Raw genomic sequence first — 22,000 nt, 5'->3', positions numbered from 1 at the left:
GTGACTGTTAGGACCGTTTCGAATCGTTATTGAGAAGAGCATTCCTCAAAATAAATTGTCAAAAAACAGGGATGTTTTTGTCAAGCGTCTCACGAATGAGCTTGAAGCTTCTTTATTTTGAGGAATGCTCTTCTCAATAACGATTCTAATTCGGCTCATACATTATATCTACTCTGTCGAGATTCTACGAAAAAGGGCGATAAAAATCGCCCTTAAGTTGTAAACGACAGGATTACGCTTATTCGACCGCCGTAGCCGTTGAGTTGCAAGCTTTTCCCATTTGCCGGTAACAAAGCTAAAAGCTAACAGTACCAAGCCAACAGCCATAGCAAAGAAGGTAATTTGTAAATAAAGATCTGGCATTTGCTCTACCGCTTCAGGATCAAAGCGGCCGGCGAATAAACCTGCTACGATACTTCCCATAGCGTAAGTTAAAATAAATACACCGAACATTTGGCCTGCGTAGCGTTTTGGCGATAATTTACTGACGGCGCTAAGGGCAACCGGGCTTAGCAATAACTCACCCACCGTATGCAAGAAATACGTAGTGATTAACCAATGTGGTGCGACTTTAAGCCCGCTTGCCGCTATTTGCGCGGCAAAAAACATAACGATAAATCCAGAGCCCATAATCATCAAACCAAGGGCGCATTTAATGCTGTAACTTGGCTCTATCATGCGTTTGCCCAGTGCCATCCACATGTAAGCAAAAAATGGCGACAAGATAATAATGAAGATGGAGTTGGCTGACTGAAACCATGCCGGTGGAATTTCAAAGGTACCCATCATACGCTCGGTATAATCACGACCAAAAAGATTTAACGATGAACCCGCTTGCTCAAAACCCGCCCAAAAACAGATTGACGCAATGCAAATGAGAAACAAGGCAAGCATGCGTTTTTTCTCATCACCATTTAAACCGCCGCTTATATAAATAAAACTGAAATAGCCTAAGAATACCAAACCAATGATAACGGCAACATTTTGCGCAACGAAGGTGGGATCAAAACCAATAGTACCGCTCATTAATAAAGCGGCAACAATAGCGACAAAAGCGACAAACGCCCAGATCCCCATGTAAGCGCGTTTTGCTGCAACAGGAGAGAGCGGTTGAGTTGGTTTTTCTAAAATACCGGCAATGTGACGGCCTGTCATTTTATAAAGGACTAAACCTAAGCCCATTCCCACTGCTGCCGCGCCAAATGCATAGTGGTAGCCTGCGTTTACTTGCAGCCAGCCACATACAAAATAGCCGATAATTGAGCCTAAATTTATGCCCATGTAATAAATAGTGTACGCGCTGTCTCGGCGCTGGTCGTCTGGCGTGTACATTGCCCCTACCATCGCGCTGATATTAGGTTTGAGTAAGCCTGTTCCTAGCACGACAAAGATTAAACCAATAAAAAAGCTGTATTCAGACGGAATAGCAAGAATGATGTGGCCTATCATGATGATAATGCCGCCATACCATACGGCTTTTTGACTGCCGAAAAGCCGGTCTGCTAACCAGCCACCAGGTAAACCAAAAAAGTATACCGCGCCAGTGTAAAGGCCATAAATTGCAGATGCTGCGGCTACCGTCATACCTAGGCCTTCTTCTTGTATAGAAGCAGTCATAAACAGTACTAAAAGCGCGCGCATGCCATAATAGCTCATGCGTTCCCACATTTCAGTGACCGAGACGGTGACAAGGCCAAATGGATGGCCGAGGAATTGTTTTTCTGTGGGCAGTTTTGCTGCTGAGTCTGTCGACATGATTTTCCCTTCTTATTGTTGTTATTTAGCGACGCATTTCAAAAGTGTCGGAGGCATTATGCAATTAAAACTCTCAACCGAGCAAGTTTCTTTAAGATGACCGATAGATTGTTTATTTTGTGAACGTCAGGCTATAAGACTAAAAATGTATAGCAGATTTTTAGAGATGATCACACGAGGTAAGGGATATGTTAAGCTTTTGCATAATTTTAGAGCAATAATACTATTTTATAGCTTTAGGTATAATCTTATTGCTATACTCTTGCGTGGATTTAAAAAAGACGTTTTATTATGCTTGGAGCACTTATTGCATAAATAACCGCATTGACACTGTTACTAAAAAAATCATAATAAAATATGGGAACGCGCTTTGATAATTAGTAGTTTTAATGTTGCTTATATTGCAATATCTATTTTAAAGATCATTTATAAAACATTGGTATCAACATTTGTATCGTCGCGCCTTGCGAAAAGTCTCGCATTGAACGTTGCATCAACCTTGCCAAGGAATGGTATTTAGTATGTTTTTATATCTCGAATTAATGCCTCTGCTCACTACGTTTGCACTAGCATTAGTGATGTTGCTTTTTATGAGTCCTCTAGCACATCAACTAGGTTTAGTAGATCATCCCAGTGCAAGGAAACATCACAATGGCACAGTGCCGCTTACTGGCGGTTTGGCAATCTTTAGTTCAGTGCTGGTGGCTAGTTTACTTTTTGATGTATGGTATGAGCGAAGTGGATTATTTTTTACCGCCTCGTTTTTAATCGTACTGCTGGGTATGCTGGACGACAAGTTTGATTTAAGTGCCAAGGGCAGGTTGATATGTCAATTTTTGGTAGCATCGATAATGGTGTGGGTTGCGCAAAATTCAATAATGAATCTGGGCGACATTTTTTCTATTGGTGATATAAAACTCGACATATCAGGTTATTTTTTCACCATGGTTTGCGTGGTTGGTGTAGTCAACGCTTTTAATATGATTGATGGAATTGATGGCTTAGCAGGTGGTATAAGCCTAATTGTATTATTAGCTGTCGTGTTTTTATTAGTTGCCTCAAATAATGGGCATTTAATTATGACTCCTATGATGATGGTTGCCGCGATTGTTCCTTTTTTAGCTTTTAATTTGAGTATGAAAGGTTTTAAAGGAAATAAGATATTCATGGGTGACAGTGGTAGTATGTTTGTCGGACTCACTATTGTTTGGTTGCTAGTGGACTATACGCAAGGTAGCACTCAAGCCATAAGACCGATTACTGCTGTTTGGATTATAGGCTTACCCCTTCTGGACATGGCAGCAATTATGTATCGACGAGCCCGAAAAGGTCAGTCTATGCTAAGACCAGACCGTCAGCATCTTCATAATATTTTCATGCGTGCCGGTCTCTCATCTCACAAAGCACTGTTAGCTATATTGGCTCTGGGGCTTTTGTGCGCGATTGTTGGCATAGTCGGTGAAATATATAATGTCGCTGAATATATAATGTTCTCTTTGTTTATCGTTACCTTGATCGTCTATAGCTTTGTTTTACAAAATATTTGGACTATCCTGAGTTTTATAAGAAAACTGAGAGCGAAATAGCAATGGTTTTAACATTTTAAATGCAATATACGGTTTTTTCTCTATCGCCTTTGGCTTTTCACTTTAAACGCACCCATACGCACAAATTGGCAGTGGCATTTTCTCTGATGTTCCTAGGAGCTTGTTCATCAATTAAGCAACCCGAGGCGACAGTTCCATTAGTTTCTGAAAAGGCCATTTCATCAAAATTTCAAATAGTGGAAATGGACGAAAACCTATTCACTTTGGAAGAGAATATGGGTATCAGGATGTCAGGAACAACATTTACTGCCGGAAAGTCCTACTTCTCTGCGGCCGGCAACGAATGTCGTGTATTCAATGGTCAGAGCATCAGAAAACTTATTTGCAAAACGCCAGACGAGCAAGTTGTTTTTGAAGTTGATCAGGTACTTTCAGATTTTTATGAGAGGACTGATGCGAATGATTAATAGACTAAAATTAAGTAAATCCTTAGCGCTGTTAACACTGGTTTTTTCATTTTCTTTCGTTTTTGCGCAAGAGAATCTAACAGAGGAACAGTTGCAACAGGCGAGACAAGCGTCTGAGTCTCAACGTATAGATGTCTCACAATTTATACAAACAGAAGGTAGAAACACTGGCCGTCAGAATAATCAGCTTTCAATGAATCAGGCGCAGAATTATAACTCCGCTTTAAATGATTCCTCAGAAGTCAAACTTTACGGCGAGAGCCTTTTTTCAGGCGGTAATTTTTCAACGCGATCTGATGGTTTAAACAGTGCTTATCGCGTCGCTCCCGGAGATAAGATAAGTGTGCAGATGTGGGGCACCGTCAATCGAGAAGAAATTCTCACTGTTGATAATGCTGGAAATGTTTTTATAAAAGATGTAGGACCTGTACAACTTGAGGGCGCGCCAGCAAATCAAGTCAATCAAATAGTGACATCGAAGATTAAAAGTGTCTTTCCTAACAACGTAAATATGTATGTGAACTTGCTCACAGCCACTCCGGTTAACGTATATGTTTCTGGACCGGTCAATCAACCTGGTCAATATGCAGGATTCTCTGCCGATTCACTGCTTTTTTATTTAGCTAGTGCAGGTGGAATTGACACGACTATGGGCAGTTTTAGAGATATAGAAGTATTGCGTGCTGGTGAAGTTATTCAACAAATAGATCTTTATCGATTTTTGACAGAAGGCTTTCTCCCATCGATTTCGTTTCAAGATGATGATGTGATCTTAGTTGGTAAGCAACAATCCACTGTTATCGTGGAGGGTGAAGCCAGAAATCCAGTAATGTTTGAATTATTATCTAACGAACTTTCTGGCGGCCGTTTAATGGAATTATCACGTCCCTTGAATAGCGCAAGTCACGTCGCTGTATCAGGAAATAGGGCGAACGGACCAATTACGGTATATATGCCCATAGAAAAGTTCACTGATTTTGAATTGATGGATGGTGATGAGGTACTTTTTAATGATGATACTCGACCTGAAGTAATTAGCGTGCAATTATCTGGTAGTTACGAGGGACCATCGTTTTATACCGTGCGTAAAGGGACTAAGTTGCTAGAGCTCCTTAATCACATCGAAATCAAACCGCAAGAGGCGGATTTTGAAAATGTTTTTCTCAAGCGGGAAAGTGTCGCTTTACAGCAAAAAGTCTTATTAGAAGAATCCCTACAAAGATTAGAACGCAGTGTATTTACTTCTCCAGCATCTAGCAGTGGGGAGGCGTCTATCAGGGCAAGTGAAGCTGAGTTAGTATCACGGTTTATTGAGAGGGCAAGACGAGTAGAGCCCTTGGGGAAAGTCGTAATTGCAGAAGATGGTAAAGTAGCTAACATCAGACTCGAGCAGGGTGATGAGATTGTTATTCCTATTAGAAGCGAGCTTATACAGGTTTCTGGAGAGGTTTTATTACCGCAGGCACTAGTGTACAACGCACAAGCAGAAGTAAGTGATTACGTCGCGTGGGCAGGTGGCTTCACTGAACGTGCCAATGATGAACGCATTGTAATTGTAAAAGCCAATGGCTTAACCGAATCCATAAACCCTCAGAATGGCTTTTATTGGATTGGAAGTTCCCAAAAAACAATCTTGGAACCAGGAGATCAAATATTAGTGTTACCTAAAACAGACGAAAAAATTATGCAGTCTGTGAAAGATATTACACAAATTCTTTATCAGTTAGCGATTACAGCGAATGTTGCGCTTGATCTCACTGAATAAATTATAGTTTACAGTTTAATATGTCCTCAACAACGGTATTAAAGAGAAGTAATTGGGAAATATGGAAGGACGTAATCTTCGCTCTGCTAATGCGCGAAGTCAGGACGGGTTTTAATGACAAGCTCGGCATAAGTTGGGCAGTTATCAATCCTTTATTGTTTATAATCGCTCTCGCTTTTCTGAGGGGGTTAATCAATGGCGAGGAAACGCATACATTATCGACTTTCACATTTATGGCTGTTGGTATACTGTTTATACAGGGTTTTTTACAAATATTGAATGGCACTGTTCAAGCGGTATCTAAAAATAAATCCTTGTATTCATTCAGACAAGTACAACCTATAAGCTCAATAATTGCGGCATTAATTTTTGAAACGCTGGTAAAACTGTTTACATTACTCGGTGTGGGTGTATTCATGTATTACATGGGTATTGAAATACAGATGGATAACGCATTGCTATTTTTATTATGTTTGTTTTCTGTCATCGTCCTTGCTGCATCATTAGGGTTGTTTTTTTCGATTCTTGAAATGTATATCAGTGAAGTAAAAAAAGTGCGTCAACTTGCAACAAGGCCGTTATTTTTCATTTCTGCTGTTTTTTTTTCGCTACAGGACATTCCAAAAGAATATTGGAAATTCTTAGATTGGAACCCCATTTTACACGCTATTGAGTTAGCAAGATACGGTGCATCATTCTCATATGGAAACGAGGGCGTGAGTCTCCAGTTTTTGCTTCTTACAACACTTACACTCTTATTCGGAGGACTAGCCGTTTATAACGCTTTTTGGAAAATGGCAGTCAGCAGATGATAAGCCTTAGAAACGTAACTAAATATTATCCAAGTCGCTTAGGCAATCAATATATTTTTAAGAATGTTTCGTTTGATATTCCGACTGATCGAAATGTTGCAATATTGGGAGCAAATGGCTCAGGAAAATCAACATTGTTTAGACTAATTGCAGCAAGTGAATATACAAACGAAGGTGAGATTAGCACCGAGTTGAGTGTATCTTGGCCAGTGGCATTGGCAGCTGGTGTCCATCCCAAAATGACTGGCCGTGAAAATACTCGATTTATTGGCAGAATTAACGGCGTGGCAAACTTATCAGCTTATGAAGAAAGAGTGTTGGAATTTTCAGAATTGGGAGCAAAATTTGATTTACCCGTACAAAGCTATTCCAGTGGCATGCGACCTCGACTGGCTTTTGCGTGTTCAATCAACATCGATTTTGATGTGTATTTAATTGATGAAGTAACTTCGGTAGGAGATACAAAATTTAGATCGCGTGCGAAGCAGGCGCTGGTTGAAAAGAGTAAAGAGGCTAAGGTGATTATGGTAAGTCATGATATGAGTGAAATTAGACTTTTTTGTGAGAGTGCCATCATTATAGAAAAAGGCAAATTATACTATTATGAAGACTTGGATGAAGGCATCAAGAAGTATCAATCACTATGACAAAAGATGAGAAAGACACTCAGAAAATGAATCAACAGCAAGATAAGAACTCGCGACTCTTAAAAAAGAGTAAAAAACTTCATTCAGACACAAATAAATATGCGATAAAAATAAAAAAAATATTAGCAAAAAGACCGCTTTTCTATTTTGTTCTCTTACCTTTTTTATGCTTTTTTGTCTATCAGGCCTTGATTGCTTCTCCACGGTATGAAAGTCAGGCTAAACTAATCGTAGAAACACCAGATTCTGCAAGTACATTAGATCCAACTATGGCTTTGTTATCTGGATTTGGAGTAAGTTCAGATAGTCCAGACGTACAGCTTTTGAAAGCGTTTATTCACTCAAATGATATGTTGAATCATTTAGAACAGAAGTTATCGTTAAGAGAACACTTTTCTGATAATGAATTTGATTTGATTAGTCGACTGAGCAAGGATGCAAGTCAAGAAGACTTTTTGTCCTATTATAAAAATCGTGTAAAAGTTGAGATTGACGATCAATCAAATATTCTTTTAGTAGCGGTTCAGGCATATGAGCCGGACATGGCACATAAAATCTCTGTAGAAATTGTCAGTCACGCAGAAATCTTTATCAATAACATAAGCCAAATGTTAGCGGAGGAGCAGCTTAAATTCGTAAAAAATGAATATGCACTTATTGACGATAGGCTTAAAAAAGCCAAAGCAAACCTTTTGGCGTTTCAACGAGAGTACAATTTGCTTGATCCACAAGCAGAGGGTATGGCTTTTCAACAAATTACCTATGCCTTAGAATCGCAAATTGCGAGCAAGCGTGCGCAGCTTCGTTCTTTGCGATCAAGTATGAGTGAAAACGCACCATTGGTATTGCAGGCAGCAGCAGAATTGGAGAGTCTTGAGCAACAGTTACTAGACGAACGCTCTCGACTGACATCAGAGGACTTGGACGAATCCGGCTCATCAGTAAATGCACGAGATCTTAGTGTGAGTCAAATTATGGCGCAATTCAGTGATTATAGAATTGATTTGGAGCTTGCTTTACAAGCCTATACATCATCTCAAGTATCACTTGAAAAAGCACGAATTGAAGCTTATCGACAGATAAAATATTTGGTCACTGTTGAATCACCAACTTTTCCAGAAGAGGCTGCTTTTCCAAAAGTCTTTTTCAATGTTAGTTTGTTTGTTGTGATTAACTTGATGCTATTCGGTATTGCTAAAATACTCTTGGCAACAGTGAAAGAGCTTAAGCGTTAATAGTGCCGTTTTCCTTTGCGTTAGAACATAGAAAATAAAAACACTTATAAAAAAAAGTAGAGTTTTGATACCATTCACCTTTACGTGAAAAGTGTTAGGCTAAAAACAACACGCTTTGAGGTGAATTAGGTTTGAGTAAACCATTTGAGCTTGTATCGGATGTACAAGATGATGCTGACGTTAGCTCAGTTGTAGCACTTAGTTTATATGAAAAAGACAATTCAGTTTGGGCTTTACAAGCGATTGAATCCATTTTAAATCAGACATACACTGATTTTCTCTTAATTGTTGTTATAGATGGACCAATAGACAACGAGATGCGTTCTTTATTGAAAGATAAAGCTGACCATACACATAATTTTATGCTTGTTGAAATGGAAGAGAATTCGGGACTGAGCGTTTGTATGAACAGCGCAATTAACCTGGTACTGCAACGCTTTAAGAGTATTGAATACTTCTTTCGTATGGATTCAGACGATAAATCCTTACCCGATCGCTTATCAAAACAAGTTCTTTTTTTTAAACGGCATCCTGAAATTAGTATTCTTGGCACATCTTTAGTCGAAATAAATGAAAAAGGAAGAATTGTAGGTAGACGAATATTGCCGGAAAAACACGAAAGCATATTAAAGCTACTTCCCAGAAGATGTCCCATTAATCATCCTACTGTAGGTATACGCATGAGCGTGTTCGAACAAGGTTTTCGATATCGAGATGATTTAAGAAACACGCAAGACTACTATTTGTGGATAGATTTAATGGTAGAAGGGTTTAAATTCGCCAATTTGCAAGAAACACTGCTTCAATTTAGACGAGTAAAAAACTTTTATAAGCGCAGAGGTATAAAAAAATCCTTTAATGAATTTTCTGCGCGTATTCATGCAATGAAAAAACTTCAAAAAATGAACGCGTCAAACTTGTTTTATGCAATTGCGGTTTTAGGTCTGCGAATGATGCCGTCTAAAATCGTAAAGCTAGCCTATAAAGTTGACCGTTATTCTAGCAAAGACAAAGTGTGAGCTCCTGTGATTGGCGCAATAGTTGTTTTGTATAATCCCGATATCACACAAGTAATACGCTTAATTAATTCGCTTTCTCAGCAAGTGGATAAAATTGTTGTTATTGATAATAGCCTTATTGCGAGCGCAAAATCAAAAATAGGACCTGTTACTGAGTATCTTCACCATCCAGAAAATATTGGTATTGCTGCAGCGCATAATATTGGTTTGAAACGCCTAAAATCCGAAAAGTTTGAGTACGCACTGTTGCTAGATCAAGACAGTAATATATCTAACGATATGGTATTTAAACTTTCTTCTTTGCATGTTGCCTCTCAACGAGCTGGGCAATCGGTGATTGCGATTGGACCGAGAGTAATATGTTCATTTTCTGATAAACCTGTGAAACCGCTTATTCAGCGTGAGATTTATGAATTTGATGAATTGATTTACGTAACCCAAATTATTTCTTCGGGCATGTTGATATGGTTAGAGCATATTGAAAAAGTAGGATACAAGGATGAGTCACTTTTTATAGACGGTGTTGACCATGAGTGGTGCTGGCGCGCGAAAAGTGTGTCATTAAATGTAGCGATTGCCAAAAAAGTGGAAATGTTACATCGTTTGGGCGATGCTAGAAGAAAATTTGTGGGTGTTACCATGAAGGTTGGTTCGCCAATAAGATTATATTATCAATTCCGCAATATTTTGCTGCTTTCACGGCGACCCTACGTTCCGTTATATTGGAAGGTACGGAACCTAGCATTGATGCCACTTCGAATGCTTGCTAATAGTTGCCTCCATGAAAACTCGTTGCAGCGAATTAAGTTTATGTTCAGAGGAATCATTGACGGGATAAGAGGAAAATCGGGGCGTTATAAAAAATAACCGACATAAATGCACTAAAAATTGCATGTATGATTTAACACAAAATTTATAAGGTATAAGGGAAACAGTATGAAAGTTACGGTCTTTGGAATCGGTTATGTAGGATTAGTGCAAGCAGCAGTGCTTGCAGAAGTAGGACACGATGTTTACTGCGTTGATATAAATCAGGCACGAGTAGATAATCTAAAAGCAGGGATTATTCCAATTTACGAACCTGGCTTAACACCGTTAGTCACAAAGAACTACGACGCAGGTCGTTTACGTTATACCACCGATGCAAAAGAAGCTATTGATTTTGGGGAGCTCATTTTTATCGCGGTAGGTACTCCCCCGGATGAAGATGGTTCAGCAGATCTACAGTATGTTTTGGCAGTAGCATCCAGCGTCGCTGAGCATATGCAATCCCCTAAAATTGTAATCAATAAATCGACCGTACCCGTTGGCACAGCAGATAAAGTGCGAGATAAAATTTTAAACGTACAAGCCAGCCTGAATAAGACAGTTGCTTTCGACGTTGTCTCTAATCCCGAGTTTTTAAAGGAAGGTGCCGCAGTAAATGATTGCATGCGTCCAGACAGAATTATACTAGGTACACAAAGCGAGAGAGCAGAGAAAAAGCTAAGAGAATTATATGCTCCTTTTAATCGCAATCACGACAAAATTATTGTAATGGATGAGCGTAGCGCCGAACTCACAAAATATGCGGCAAACTGTATGCTAGCTACCAAAATTAGTTTCATGAATGAGATTGCCAATTTAGCAGAGCATTTTGGCGCCGATGTAGAAAATGTTAGAAGAGGAATAGGAAGCGACCCCCGAATAGGCTATCAGTTTATTTATCCTGGGTGTGGTTACGGTGGTTCTTGTTTCCCCAAAGATGTGCAAGCGCTTATTCGTAGTGCAAATGCGATTGGCTATAAGGCAGAAATTCTTGAATCCGTTGAGTCGGTAAACTACCGTCAGAAAGAAAAATTGTTCGACTACATAATGCAACACTATTCTGGCAAGTTATCAGGCAAAACAATTGCGCTTTGGGGGCTTTCTTTTAAACCTAATACGGATGATATGCGCGAGGCCTCAAGCCGCGTTTTGATGGAAAAGTTGTGGGAGCAGGGCGCGAAGGTGCAGGCATACGATCCTGAAGCGATGGAAGAAACTCAACGCATTTATGGTAGCCGTAAGGATCTTACTTTAGTAGGGACGAAAGAATCCGCATTAAATGGCGCCGACTGTTTAGTCATTTGCACAGAGTGGCAAGTATTCAGAGCGCCCGACTTCAATTGGATTAAATCGACGCTTAATGATGATGTCATTTTTGATGGGCGTAACTTATACGAACCGAGTTTACTTATGGAATATGGCTTGCATTATTACGGTATTGGTCGTGGACTATCAGTTAAAGGAGTAAAATAATTATGAGCCAAGTTAAAAAAGCCGTTATACCTGTCGCAGGTTTAGGTACGCGCATGCTACCCGCCACTAAGGCAATTCCAAAGGAAATGCTTCCTGTTGTTGATAAGCCGCTCATTCAATACGTTGTGCAAGAATGCGTTGCGGCAGGCTTAAAAGAAATTATACTTGTTACACATGCCAGTAAAAACAGCATAGAAAATCATTTTGATACATCTTTTGAGCTGGAAGCAACGCTTGAAAAGCGTGTAAAGCGCCAGTTGCTGGAGGAAGTACAAAAAATTATTCCGAAAGATGTTACTATTATGCATGTAAGGCAGGGCGTAGCAAATGGCCTGGGTCATGCGGTTCTTTGCGCATTACCTTTAGTTGGGGATAGTCCTTTTGCCGTGGTGCTACCAGATGTAATTATCGATGATTTTTCGGCCAATCCCAGGAAAGATAATCTGGCCGATATGGTGGCAACCTTTAATACATCTCGCGTAAGTCAGGTAATGGTAGAAGCAGTACCAGACGAAGATATTTCAAAGTTTGGCATTGTAGATCTTGAAGGTCGCGAATTAAAACCGGGTGAATCGGGTAAAATGCACAAGATGGTTGAAAAACCTTCACGCGATGAGGCCCCTTCTAACCTCGCAGTGGTTGGACGATATGTTTTATCTGAAAAAATCTGGGACATATTAGCTAAAACGCCTCCAGGTGCCGGTGATGAGGTACAACTAACGGATGCTATTGATTCACTGATGGAATTTGAGCAGGTTGATGCTTACTACATGAAAGGTAAAAGTCATGATTGTGGCTCAAAATTAGGCTATATGCTTGCTAATGTCGAATATGCAAGACGTCACCCTGACTTAGGCAAAGAGTTTGCGGAAAAAGTCTCGTCCATGTTTAAGTGATGAAGCATTAAGAAAATGCTAATGTTCTGCTGTCTTGAAAACAGGAGAACTTTCTCAATTACATATGGTTTTATAAATTTTCCATTACTGTGTAAAGTTTATGCGGGGGTACTGCATTTCAGTCAGTACCAAAAAGTCAATCAAAATTAACCGATTAAAAGTAACGCTCCTAACAGCATGATAGCGATGTATCAAGTGCGTTCTTAACTCAGCTTTGATATCATATTGTTTTTTCTTACTGTCATGTAAATTGGAAATACTTGTTTTTAAGATGGAAGACCAATGTCATTAATTTGTACCATTTTTAACTCTCAACATTGGGAAGAATTATGCAAAGTTGCCGAGTTTCCAATCGTTAACAAGGTTGAAAGCTATACCGATGAAAATTTAACTGTACTACTTAAAAAGGTATTGTCCAACGAAGAGCTTGCTAAATTACTGGCGAAACGTATCAGCGTCTCACTCATCGTCCCTCCATTGCATATTTTATTTAAGTCCTTTTCAAATTCTGAATCCTTGACATCGAGGGTGAGCACAGTCGAGTCACTTCTAGATAGTTTGCTTGCACTCTATAAAAAAAATAGGAAGTATTTAAGAATTTATCCAATGTCCACTTTATTTGAAAAGCCTGAAACTCCAACAAATGAGTCAGTTTCAGATTCGCTTCCGCATATCTCACTTGATTCCTTATCAATTAAGCAAGATTTTTATGACATCATTTGCCATAGTCTAGTCCATCAAAATCCGCAATTATTAAAAATTTTCAGAAAGATAGAATCCTGTTTCATGGTAAGTGAAAAACAAAGCGTTTTTTTTCCTCAACTCGAAGGCATGGAGGAAGAACTCATCAATTTGCATACAGGAAATCAGATATTTAAAGAAGAAAACGCTCGTTTATTACAGCAATTACACTTAGTTCAGGAAGCTATAGAAGTAAAAGTGGACACTTTGAATGAACTTAAGCAAGAGAAATCAAAAGTTGAATCAGAGATAGAAAATTTTAGGATTAGTGGCGCCAAACAAAATGATTTGCTCAAAAATTGTGAATCTTGCTTATTTAAAGAGCGAAACAAGACAAAAATGTTAGTGGCTGAAAAAAAAGCGATGGTATCTGCTCACGAAGATGAAATTCAATCGCTAAACAAACGGTTTACAGACAAAATAAAAGAGTTCGAAACTCTTCTGGATAAGCGCTTAAGTGATATAAGTGCATTGAAGTCATCTCACACCATGCTTGAAAAGAAAGCCGCTAGAGAAATTAAAAACGTAGAAAATAAGCTTGCAGCGAAACTAAAGATTGAACATCAATTAAGGGCAGAGTTGGCGGAACTTAGAACAATTAAACAAAGTAAAATTTGGAAAGTATCCAGCCGAATGGAAAAGCTTTCGAATATTGTCGATAGAGATGCTAAAAAACGAAAGCAGCTTATTCAAGACATAAGCTTGATTTACACCAGCGAACTTTTTGAAGCAGATTGGTATTTGGCGACTTATAAAGACGTTAAGGAATCCCTCATTGACCCCGCTGAGCATTATCTTATTTACGGAGCTAAGGAAGGGAGAAGACCTTCACAACATTTTGACGGGAATTGGTATTTAAAACGGTATCCTGATGTCGCAGAATCAAAGTTAAATCCTCTTATTCATTATATAAGGCGTGGTCGACAAGAGGGTAGGTTGATATCACCCGTCATGATTACCCATAATAAGAAACAATAAGGTGATCTATGACAAAAAAGCTCTTATGGTTAGGTGCGGGTGAGGCAACCACTCCTGCATTCAATTTTGAAGAATATGACCATCTGTATTTGGTAGATATTGATTTTAATAAGAAAACTTTAGAACGATTTTCAGAGTGCGACAATATCGACTTTTTCAAAACTGCGGTTTATAAAGATCATGATAATCCGTGTTCTTTCTACAAACTGAATAATGAAGAGTTTTCGTCATTAAGAAAGCCCTCAGGGCTTAAAAGTGTTTACCCGAACATATGCATTGAAGAAGTTATTGAGATACATGTAACAGGAATTATTAAACTTCTTTCAGAATGTGGTTTGAGTGGAAATCAAAATACATTGGTCATCGACTTACCTTGTATTTTTCTCGATATTCTGAATGAGTTAGTTAAATCCGAAAAACTGGTTCTTTTTAAATCCATTTATATCTTTGCAGGAAAGATAGAAATGTTTGAGCAAGGTGGAACCTATTATCAAGCAAGCGAGTTACTAAAATCAGTTTTTTTTAAGCTTGAAAGTGAAGACAGCAATGACCCTGACTTTTTCTTTTCGCGTTATGTTTTCAGTCAGGAACTGCAGAAAATAGCGCAGCTTCAGAAGTCAGAAAGAGCGGCACAAGAGGAGATTGAAAAACTTAGATTGAATGTTCTGGAGAAGGAGTCTGGAGCGTTAAATTTACAGGAGAAGCTGAGTGCTGCTCTGCAAGGACTGAATGAAATCGAAAGAGAAATTGAATTGAAGGATAAAACGATTTCACAGTATGAAGAGAAATTTGTTTCTTTGGAATCGTTGCTCAAAAAGTTAGAAAGCGAAATTGTCTTGTTGGAAAACAACAACAACGCATTAGTAGCTGATATTGAAAGACGACAAAAGACTCAAGAAGCGATTGAAAAACTGAATAAAAAACTGAAAGAAGAAAATGCATCTTCGTCTTTAGAAAAAGATAGCTTAAATCTCCAATTAAAAGAATTGAAAGTATTAAATGATAATTTAAGTAATAAGTCTTCTGAATGCTCAAAGGAGCTTGAAGAGACCAAACGTAAACTTGACGACTACAGTCGAAAACACGATGAGGTATATGATTGGTTCAGCAGTCGAAAACGTCAGGCGGAAGTCCTTTCACTAGAGTTGGAACAGTTGAAGAATGAAAATGCTTTATTGAAGGAGTCACTTAATACAAGTAAATCAATGCAGCAACTTGAAGACCGATTGTCTGCCCTTATAAAAAAACAAGGTGAAGATAACATAGAAATAGCCAATGCATTGGGAAAGCATGTAACAAAATGCGCTTACGAACAAAAAGCTGCGATTGCTAGCACTGCAGAATTACAAAAGATAAGCGCTTTAAAGCACCTTCCTCTTAACTTTTCAGAGTATTCGATGGAACCGTCTAACTTATCAAAATTGTCATCTATGGTTATGCTCAATAATTATGATGTAATTATTGAATTTGGTAGTGGACTGAGCACTTGCGTTGCCGCTGGAGCTATTGCTGAAAAAAATCTCATGAAAAATGGTTCAAAGGCGCTTGAGCATATCGATTCTGTCAATACTGACAATTCTGAATCCAAGCTATTGGGCAGCTTGCCAAACTATATTGTCAGTTTCGAACACGATAGCAAATGGTATAAAAAAACTGCGCAGTTGCTAGAGCACCTCAGTTTAGATAACTATGTGGATTTATGTCATACCCCATTGATAAATGCCCCTTATACTCTAGACACAGAAAAATCTAGTGTGTTTTATGATTGCTCTGAAAAATTGCTTGAAGTAAAGCGCATTTTAAACGGACGAACCTGTGATTTATTGGTCATAATAGATGGCCCCAGCATAAATAAACAAACTTCCCTAATCCGTTTTCCTGCACTGCTATTAATTTTAGACTATCTTGCGAATGCTAAAGTGACCGTTTTTTTAAACAACGCGAGTGGTAATGAAGAGATTCAATTAGTTGAAGAATGGAAGCGAGAGGTTGAAAAAAGAGAGTTATCCATTGATTGCGAGTTCATATATACGCCGCGCGGTTTGATGTTGATGACTGTTCAATCGTGACGATTTAGTTACAAGGTTGCATTGAGTAAGTTCTTTAGTACTGGTATATTTACGCCCTTTAAAGTTTCGCAAAAAAAATAGATATGAGCTTACAGAGAGAGCAAAAAATTGCTTCTGATGAATGTTTACTTGAAAAAGCCAATAGCCTGTTCTTAGAAGGGCGTTATAAAGAAGCGATTGAGTACTACCAAAGTGCAGGCCAGAAGTTAGGGCAGCATTTGGTTGAAACCAATATTTGGCTATGTAAAAGAAGATTAGAATACACTGGCAATGGTCAAGCTTTTGTTGCGTCTCCAAAATCCTCACCTTCGACCCTATTCGACTACAATAAAACGAATTTATTAGAGCAACAACTGCGTAATACACAGCAACTTCTAGAAAAATATTTTAAAGAAGTGCAAGAATTAAAATTGACGCCGAGAATCAAGCAATGAAAGTATTAACTGTATTCGGAACTAGACCTGAAGCAATCAAAATGGCTCCATTGGCAATAAAGTTGGCTCAGGAAAAAAGTATTGATGCTCGCGTTTGTGTTACAGCACAGCATAGAGAAATGCTAGACCAAGTATTGAGTTTATTCGAGATCAAGCCTGATTATGATTTGGATATCATGACGCCTGGTCAAGACCTTACGGATGTAACTGGCAACATACTGCGAGGTATAAAACCGATCTTAAAAGAATTTTCTCCTGATGTAGTTTTAGTGCATGGTGACACCGCGACAACCTTTGCTACCAGTTTAGCCTCGTACTATCAACAAATTGCGGTGGGGCATGTTGAAGCAGGATTGCGAACCGGAAATATTTATTCGCCTTGGCCTGAAGAAGCCAATAGAAAACTCACTGGCGCCATCGCAACATTTCATTTTGCACCCACTCAAACTTCCAAACAAAACTTGCTAAATGAGTCGGTATCTTCAGACAGCATTACAGTTACGGGAAACACTGTAATCGACGCACTTTTAGACGTGAGTGATAAACTAAAGAAAAATAATTCCCTGAATACAGACATGAAGAAAAAATTCGATTTTCTGCAGGAGGAGAAGAAGTTAATTTTAGTAACGGGGCATCGACGTGAAAGCTTTGGAGGGGGATTTGACCGTATTTGCGAAGCGCTAGTACTAACCGCAGAAAAGCATCCAAACTGTCAGATCGTTTATCCAGTCCATTTGAACCCAAACGTTCAGGAGCCAGTAAACCGCCTTTTGAAGAACATTGAGAATATATTTTTAATTGAACCTCAAGATTACTTACCGTTCGTCTATTTAATGAACCGTTCGCACGTCATTTTAACTGATTCAGGTGGTATTCAAGAAGAAGCGCCATCTCTTGGAAAGCCGGTTTTGGTAATGAGAGATACTACCGAGCGACCTGAGGCAGTTAGTGCTGGAACGGTAAAACTTGTAGGTACTGATGTAGCAAAGATTTCTGACAGTTTAAATGAATTGATTGTCAGCGATGAGGCATATAAAAAGATGAGTTTTGCGCACAATCCGTATGGAGATGGAAAAGCGTGCGAAAGAATTATTAAAGTGTTAAGAGAGAATCTAAATGGAAATAAATAAAATTGTATGCGTAGTAGGCATGGGATATATAGGCTTGCCAACTGCAGCATTGCTTGCAAACCGTGGCTACAGAGTCCATGGAGTAGATGTGAATGAGCATGCGGTTAACACTATTAATGAGGGAAAAATACATATTGTTGAGCCTGAGTTAGACACCTTTGTTCACTCAGCAGTCAACAGTGGTATGTTAAGTGCACATTTAGAGCCTAAGGAGGCTGACATTTTTTTAGTGGCCGTTCCAACACCTTTTCGGTATGACCAAAAAAATGAGATAACAGATTCTCCAATTCCTAACTTGGACTATGTGAAAAGCGCAACGAAAGCCATCGCACCTTTCGTCAAACCCGGCAATCTGGTTCTGCTTGAGTCAACTTCGCCAGTAGGTACAACCGAAATGATGGCGCAAGAGCTCAAGACATTTGGGATAGATTTAAACGATATATTTGTAGCCCATTCCCCTGAACGTGTATTACCAGGACAAATAATGCGAGAGCTTATTCAGAATGATCGTGTAGTAGGTGGAATTAATGAAGATTCAACTAAAGCTGCTGCTGAATTCTACCGAACCTTTGTAGAAGGTGAGGTCTTGGAAACGAATGCCAAAACGGCTGAAATGGCTAAACTAACTGAAAATGCCTTCAGAGATGTAAATATCGCTTTTGCAAACGAGCTCTCAATGCTCGCTGATGATATGGATATCGATGTATACGAACTGATTAATCTCGCCAACCATCACCCACGCGTAAATATCCTTCAGCCAGGGTGTGGAGTTGGGGGGCACTGCATATCAGTTGACCCTTGGTTTATTGTGAACTCTGCGAATGGTAAAGCGAAAATTGTCGAGCAAGCTCGAAGAACTAATGATTACAAGTCCGAATGGGTAGTTGAAAAAGTTAAAAATGAAGCAAAAGACTTCGAGAAAGAACAAGGTAGAAAACCCATCATAGCTTGTATGGGGCTAGCATTTAAACCTGATATAGATGATCTGAGAGAGTCTCCCGCTCTATTCATTACTCAACAGTTGGCCAACATGCACGAAGTTATCGCAGTTGAGCCAAATATTACTAATTTTGAGGGACTACGATTAGTGTCTGAAGAGCAAGCTGATTCAGCAGATATTTTAGTTTATTTAGTTGCTCATACACAGTTTAAACAACACAAAAAGTGCAGTAAGGCACTTGATTTTACTGGGCTATTCAAAAAAGAACAGTAAGATAAACAGGGGATGTCGTCATCCCCTTTTACGCAATAAATACCATAAAATGCCCCCTTTGGAAGTAAAAAATGACAAATACATGTCAGATAAAGCAATTTGAGACTTTCATCGCTAAAAATTCTCCTCGAATACGCCAATTGCCTAACGATAAACGCATGGCAATTATAATTGACGATGCCATTCTTTTCTCGAAAACAGAAAGCGCAGTTAAAAATCACGAACTTGCTAAAGCATTTGTCATGCAAGGTTTTGAGGTTTTATGTCTTTACCTCCCAAACATAGAGGAATTGGAACAAGATAAAGCGAAGCAAAGAGCTAAGTTGACCAAATATGAAGCTACTCTTGAAGGTGTGCGATACTTTAATTTGGTCTATACAGAATCAGATAGAGGGAATTGGTTTTCACAATCAAGTACAATTCTCATAGAATTATTTAAGGTTTTTCGTCCACAATTTGTGCTGTGTTGGGATGATTTGAGAGTGAGGATGTCAGCTTTTGCTGCTACCGTTCTCACAAATATACCTTTTGTTTTTGCGTTGTCGAATGGTATTCAGAATGATGCAAACTCTAGACAAGAAACGAGCGGCAATATATCTAATGGTTTCGATGATAGCTTGCTCTTCATCATTAAAAATTCCTTCAAAACACTAGTCTTCAATGAGAAAGTACATCTTCATGTTGTAAATCAAGGTTTAGAAGCAGACAAGATTCTACATCTTGATTCCTCTGCACGAAAACACGGCTTGCAAGCATCCGTAGACAATAAACAAGTTTCTGCATTTAGATTCAATGTAAAGCCGTTATTGAATGATGTGCTGAAACTAGAGACAACAGACAACGTTATTTTTACTAAAGAACTCCCCCAATCTAACAGCGAGCTCGAGAAGTTTTTTGCGATAGAAAAGGTAGTTCTAACAGGTAAGACGCCACATTGGTATCAATTGGACGTTAAACACGCTTCCTATGTTTCAGTAAGCGGTCGAGTTGATTATTTCAATCTATCGAATGTGAAAAGTAAAAGGGCGGTGTTATTAATAAAAGTATTGGACGAAAATGGGAATGATTTATGCCATGCAATGGGCAAACTTGGCTATTCTTCTCAATTCAAGACACATTTTAAGTACATTGCAGATACCGATGGGAACAACAATAAACTACATACATTCAATTTACCAGAAGGCGCTACACATCTCCAATTTGGATTAAGCGACTTCAATTGTATGACTGATGAATCTATATGTGTTAAACATTTAACCTTAGCAATAAAACGAAGGAAGAACGACGCTTTAAAAAGAAGTTTGCTAACAAAAGCACCAAGGAAATTTGAGTTTGAAGTAAATGAACTCATTTCGCATACAATTGCTGCAAATTTTGAATTTGAGTCGCAAAATGATAACAATCCTAAAGCGATCGTTGCGGGCGTGACTTATTTTGATAGTCAAAACGATATAATCCCTCCACCTTACGGTGGTTTAATGACATCGAAGACTATCGGTTCGTTTTGTTATCTTAATTTAGAGGGTGATAATGTCGCTCAGTTAATTCCCCCAAAAGCAGCTGCTAAATTGGAACTTGCCGTTCAAACATGGCAAACAAAGAAAAAAGTCTGGTTGAAGGGTGCATTCACATGTAAAAGCGATTTAGTTAATCTTGGAACAACCGCATTAAAAGCAACCGTTTCATCAGACGAAAGAAAAGAAGCCAGGCCACTATCTGAAATAAAGGTAGCAGCGATACTTGACGAATTTACGCTAGAGTGCTTTAGGATGGAAGTTAGACTTACGCAACTTACACCTATTGATTGGAAGACACAAATTGAGGCGGCAGAGCCCGACATGCTGTTCGTTGAAAGCTGCTGGTTTGGTAATAAAAATCAGTGGGGAGGACTCATTTATGGTTATACATCAAATGGTCCTAATCAAATGAGCGTTTTAATTCAAGTGCTTAATTATTGTAGACAAAAAGGAATTCCAACAGTTTTCTGGTCAAAAGAGGATCCAGTGCATTATTCTCGGTTTGCGCCAACAGCTAAACTATTTGACTATGTCTATACCACTGATGCAAATATGATTTCTAATTATGCGAAAGAGCATAATATTCAAGCCGAGTCGTTATCATTCTTTTGCCAACCTAAAGTTCATAATCCAATAAACTTAATTCCACGTTTGCAAAAGGCGGCTTTTGCAGGCTCATACTACTCAGACAAGAAGGAACGCTGTGATAACTTTCATACTATTATTGGAGCGCTTGAGACTGCAAAATGTGATTACGATATTTTTGATAGATGTTTAAAACGTGGTGTTGCCCATCTCCAATTTCCAGAGCGATTTAAATCTAAAGTTGTTGGTTACCTAGAACCTGAAGATATGTGGAAAGCTTATAAAGGTTACAAATACACCGTTAATCTTAACTCCGTTAAACACAGCCCAACCATGTTTGCACGAAGAGTTTATGAGTCTCTGGCATCTGGAACTCCTGTTATAAGTAATTATTCAGAAGGTGTCCTTACTCAATTTGGCGGTATAGTATGCGCAAGTGATAAACAGCATGATATTGTTGAATTTATCAATAGGCTGAAGGATGAGAAAGAATATCAAAAAATTGCAGAATCAGGAGCGAGAGAGGCACTTGGACGGCACACAATCGCAGATAGGTTGATTCAAATATGCGATAGACTTGGAATTACTGTCATGTCTCACTTACCAATAATGAATGCTATGGTAAGCGCCACCTCGGTCGAAGATATAGAACGAGCACGTACATTATTTAAAAAGCAAACTTATCATAATAAACGACTGATTGTCGATTTACAAAATAGCAACGAGCTTTATCCTTATTTGAATCGAAACGCACCTTCAGAAGTGTTTAGAGTGAACACTGAGTTTGCTAAACCCCTCGAAGGTGTCTGTGTGTCTATTGATTTTGAAAAAGACGTCAAACCTACAATGCTTGAGGATGAAGCCATTAGTACGCTTTTTAATACAAACAAATATGAACAAAGTGAGTAGA

General features: G+C 38.8%; 17 protein-coding genes. 16 read left to right on the top strand and 1 reads right to left on the bottom strand.

The genetic code is table 11. From position 1 onward, the window contains the following. Window positions 1-168: 168 nt before the first annotated feature. Window positions 169-1,755: a peptide MFS transporter gene (locus D6V41_RS11615; protein WP_179952556.1), complete on the bottom strand. Its 1,587-nt coding sequence runs from the start codon at window positions 1,753-1,755 to the stop codon at window positions 169-171. 521 nt (window positions 1,756-2,276) lie between these two features. On the opposite strand from D6V41_RS11615, the gene wecA reads away from it, so the two are divergent. From wecA to D6V41_RS11535, 16 genes are all read left to right on the top strand, one after another. Continuing rightward, on the top strand, window positions 2,277-3,341 hold the full coding sequence (gene wecA, locus D6V41_RS11610) for a UDP-N-acetylglucosamine--undecaprenyl-phosphate N-acetylglucosaminephosphotransferase (protein ID WP_136251692.1): 1,065 nt from the start codon (window positions 2,277-2,279) through the stop codon (window positions 3,339-3,341). 20 nt (window positions 3,342-3,361) lie between these two features. After that, entirely contained in the window at window positions 3,362-3,769 is a 408-nt protein-coding gene (locus tag D6V41_RS11605) for a hypothetical protein (protein WP_136251691.1), read from the top strand. After that, window positions 3,762-5,534 (top strand): polysaccharide biosynthesis/export family protein, encoded by a 1,773-nt coding sequence (locus D6V41_RS11600; protein ID WP_241664528.1) that lies wholly within the window; start codon window positions 3,762-3,764, stop codon window positions 5,532-5,534. Before D6V41_RS11605 ends, D6V41_RS11600 begins: the two co-directional genes overlap by 8 nt. 20 nt (window positions 5,535-5,554) lie before the next feature. Beyond that, a complete protein-coding gene (locus D6V41_RS11595) occupies window positions 5,555-6,346 on the top strand; it encodes an ABC transporter permease (RefSeq protein WP_136251689.1) in 792 nt (263 codons plus the stop codon). Beyond that, complete coding sequence (locus D6V41_RS11590; protein WP_136251688.1) at window positions 6,343-6,993, top strand: ABC transporter ATP-binding protein; 651 nt, start codon at window positions 6,343-6,345, stop codon at window positions 6,991-6,993. Before D6V41_RS11595 ends, D6V41_RS11590 begins: the two co-directional genes overlap by 4 nt. Then, window positions 6,990-8,228, top strand: a complete 1,239-nt coding sequence (locus D6V41_RS11585; RefSeq protein ID WP_241664527.1) for a KpsE/RkpR family capsule polysaccharide export protein — start codon at window positions 6,990-6,992, stop codon at window positions 8,226-8,228. Before D6V41_RS11590 ends, D6V41_RS11585 begins: the two co-directional genes overlap by 4 nt. Before the next feature lie 131 nt (window positions 8,229-8,359). Next, the gene (locus D6V41_RS11580; protein WP_136251687.1) at window positions 8,360-9,247 is read left to right on the top strand and encodes a glycosyltransferase; all 888 of its coding nucleotides are present in this window, start codon (window positions 8,360-8,362) and stop codon (window positions 9,245-9,247) included. A 27-nt stretch (window positions 9,248-9,274) separates the two neighbouring features. Then, on the top strand, window positions 9,275-10,114 hold the full coding sequence (locus tag D6V41_RS11575; protein WP_241664526.1) for a glycosyltransferase family 2 protein: 840 nt from the start codon (window positions 9,275-9,277) through the stop codon (window positions 10,112-10,114). Between the two features lie 69 nt (window positions 10,115-10,183). Beyond that, window positions 10,184-11,527, top strand: coding sequence for a UDP-glucose dehydrogenase family protein (locus tag D6V41_RS11570; protein WP_136251685.1), 1,344 nt, complete (start codon window positions 10,184-10,186; stop codon window positions 11,525-11,527). Between the two features lie 2 nt (window positions 11,528-11,529). Then, entirely contained in the window at window positions 11,530-12,423 is an 894-nt protein-coding gene (gene galU / locus D6V41_RS11565) for a UTP--glucose-1-phosphate uridylyltransferase GalU (RefSeq protein WP_136251684.1), read from the top strand. 282 nt (window positions 12,424-12,705) lie between these two features. Beyond that, window positions 12,706-14,142: a coiled-coil domain-containing protein gene (locus D6V41_RS11560; RefSeq protein WP_136251683.1), complete on the top strand. Its 1,437-nt coding sequence runs from the start codon at window positions 12,706-12,708 to the stop codon at window positions 14,140-14,142. An 8-nt stretch (window positions 14,143-14,150) separates the two neighbouring features. Then, window positions 14,151-16,211 (top strand): coiled-coil domain-containing protein, encoded by a 2,061-nt coding sequence (locus D6V41_RS11555; RefSeq protein WP_136251682.1) that lies wholly within the window; start codon window positions 14,151-14,153, stop codon window positions 16,209-16,211. An 83-nt stretch (window positions 16,212-16,294) separates the two neighbouring features. Then, window positions 16,295-16,645 (top strand): tetratricopeptide repeat protein, encoded by a 351-nt coding sequence (locus tag D6V41_RS11550; protein ID WP_136251681.1) that lies wholly within the window; start codon window positions 16,295-16,297, stop codon window positions 16,643-16,645. Beyond that, the gene (gene wecB, locus D6V41_RS11545; protein ID WP_136251680.1) at window positions 16,642-17,775 is read left to right on the top strand and encodes a non-hydrolyzing UDP-N-acetylglucosamine 2-epimerase; all 1,134 of its coding nucleotides are present in this window, start codon (window positions 16,642-16,644) and stop codon (window positions 17,773-17,775) included. Before D6V41_RS11550 ends, wecB begins: the two co-directional genes overlap by 4 nt. After that, the gene (gene wecC / locus D6V41_RS11540) at window positions 17,762-18,988 is read left to right on the top strand and encodes a UDP-N-acetyl-D-mannosamine dehydrogenase (RefSeq protein ID WP_179952555.1); all 1,227 of its coding nucleotides are present in this window, start codon (window positions 17,762-17,764) and stop codon (window positions 18,986-18,988) included. The genes wecB and wecC overlap by 14 nt, the downstream gene beginning before the upstream one ends. A gap of 71 nt (window positions 18,989-19,059) precedes the next feature. After that, the gene (locus tag D6V41_RS11535) at window positions 19,060-21,999 is read left to right on the top strand and encodes a CgeB family protein (protein ID WP_136251679.1); all 2,940 of its coding nucleotides are present in this window, start codon (window positions 19,060-19,062) and stop codon (window positions 21,997-21,999) included. The last annotated feature ends 1 nt before the right edge of the window (window position 22,000 follow it).

It is taken from the genome of Ningiella ruwaisensis (assembly GCF_004798935.1).
Taxonomy (GTDB): domain Bacteria; phylum Pseudomonadota; class Gammaproteobacteria; order Enterobacterales; family Alteromonadaceae; genus Glaciecola; species Glaciecola ruwaisensis.
The sequence above is the reverse complement of the archived record's forward strand: the minus strand, read 5'-3'. Positions and strand labels throughout refer to the sequence as shown.